The following is a 1,195-nucleotide window of genomic DNA, read 5'->3' on the forward strand; positions in this document are numbered from 1 at the left end:
AAAAACAGATGTTAGATCAAAACATTAAAACTCAATTAAAAGCTTACCTAGAACGTTTAGAAAGTCCAATCGAATTAGTTGCTGCTTTAGATGAATCAGACAAAGCTGCTCAAATTAAAGAATTAGTAACTGAAATCGCTGAGCTTTCTGACAAGGTAACAGCCCGTTTTGACGGTAATAATACACGTCGTCCAAGCTTTGGTGTGGCTAAAGCAGGTGAACAGCCTCGTGTGTTCTTTGCAGGCTTACCAATGGGTCATGAGTTTACGTCTTTGATCTTGGCTCTTTTACAAGTGTCTGGCTATGCACCTAAAGTGTCAGATGAAGTTTTAAATCAGATTAAAGGCTTAAACCTCAAAGCTAACTTTGATGTGTTTGTATCATTAAGCTGTCATAACTGTCCGGACGTGGTACAGGCGCTTAACCTGATTGCCATTTATAACCCGAACACCACGGCAACCATGATTGATGGTGCATTCTTCCAAGACGAAGTGGAACAACGCAAAATCATGGCTGTGCCGATGGTATTTCAGGACAATGAACACATTGGTCAAGGTCGTATGACCCTTGAAGAGATTGTGGCAAAACTTGATACCAATTCAGCTGAAAAAGACGCAGCAGCACTCAATGCCAAAGATGCGTTTGATGTATTGGTGATTGGTGGTGGACCTGCGGGTGCAACAGCTGCAATCTATGCAGCACGTAAAGGCATTAACACAGGTATCGTGGCTGAACGCTTTGGTGGTCAGGTCATGGATACCATGGACATTGAAAACTTCACTTCTGTGCAAAAGACCCAAGGTCCTAAGTTTGCTGCTGAGATGGAAGCACATGTTCGTGAATACGATGTGGATATCATGAACCTGCAACGTGTCAGCAAAATCACTGGTGCAGACCAAACAGCAAATGGCTTGGTTGAAGTTGAACTTGAAAACGGTGCAAAACTTGAATCGAAAACTGTGATCCTTTCAACAGGGGCACGTTGGAGAGAAATGAATGTACCGGGTGAAGCTGAATACCGTACCCGTGGTGTAGCGTACTGTCCACACTGTGATGGTCCATTGTTCAAAGGCAAACGTGTTGCCGTGATTGGTGGTGGTAACTCAGGTGTTGAAGCTGCAATTGACCTTGCAGGTATTGTTGAGCATGTAACTCTGGTTGAGTTTGACACTAAACTTCGTGCTGACCAAGTCTT

The 1,195-nt window shown here is 43.6% G+C and carries 1 protein-coding gene; it reads left to right on the plus strand.

Annotated features, from left to right (window positions below; all coding sequences use genetic code 11):
* Window positions 1-8 precede the first annotated feature (8 nt).
* On the plus strand, window positions 9-1,195 hold a 1,187-nt coding region (gene ahpF / locus G9371_RS18970), incomplete at its 3' end, for an alkyl hydroperoxide reductase subunit F (protein WP_052796659.1).

Origin of the sequence: Acinetobacter sp. EKM10A (assembly GCF_011075215.1) — a bacterium.
GTDB lineage: Bacteria > Pseudomonadota > Gammaproteobacteria > Pseudomonadales > Moraxellaceae > Acinetobacter > Acinetobacter baumannii.